The organism is Streptomyces capoamus (assembly GCF_014654935.1).
GTDB lineage: Bacteria > Actinomycetota > Actinomycetes > Streptomycetales > Streptomycetaceae > Streptomyces > Streptomyces capoamus.
In genome coordinates this window covers 310,886-311,530 of the sequence record NZ_BNBF01000008.1, presented here as the reverse complement: position 1 = coordinate 311,530, position 645 = coordinate 310,886, and the positions used below count along the sequence as shown (strand labels likewise).

The following is a 645-nucleotide window of genomic DNA, read 5'->3' as shown; positions in this document are numbered from 1 at the left end:
GGACCACGGCGAGGGCCGCGCGGGTGCGTTCGACCTCGCAGGCGGCGGAGGCGAGCAGCTCGCGCGCGGCGGCGGGCTCCATGCCGAGGACGGCGGCGACCTCGTGGGCCGAGAGGTGGTGCCGCACGGCGAGTTCCAGGGCCTCGCGCTGCTCGGGCGTCGTACCGGCGGCCTCCGGCCAGGCCAGCAGGGCGAGTTCGTGGCGCCGCTCCTCCTGGACGTCCGGGGCGACGGGCGGGTCCGGGACCGTCTTCGCGGCAGTGCCGCGGCCGGCCGCGTGCGTGGCCTGACGTTTCTGCTTGGCCTCGGCCAGCTTGCGCAGGCAGGCCCAGCGGGCCAGCGCGTACAGCCAGGCCCTGCGGTCGCCGGCCGCCACCGGGACCCGGTGGGCGCGCCGCTCGGCCAGGGCGAGGACGTCGCCGAGCGCGGCGGTGGCGGTGTCGTGGTCGCACAGGACCGACAGGCAGTAGGTGAAGAGGCCGTCCAGGTACGGCTCGTAGCGCGCCGGCGTGTGCTGGGCGACGGTGCGCGCGGCGGCACGGTCGCGTGCCTCTCGCTCCGCGCGCCGCGCCTCCCGCGCTTCACGTGTCTCACGGGCCTCGCGGTGTGCCCGGTGCGCGCCGGTCGTGCGGGTCGTGGTCTCCG

Annotated in this window: 1 protein-coding gene; it reads right to left on the bottom strand. The window is 77.8% G+C overall.

Annotated features, from left to right (window positions below):
- On the bottom strand, nt 1–645 hold a 645-nt coding region (locus tag IE312_RS40315; protein ID WP_368860011.1), incomplete at both ends, for an RNA polymerase sigma factor.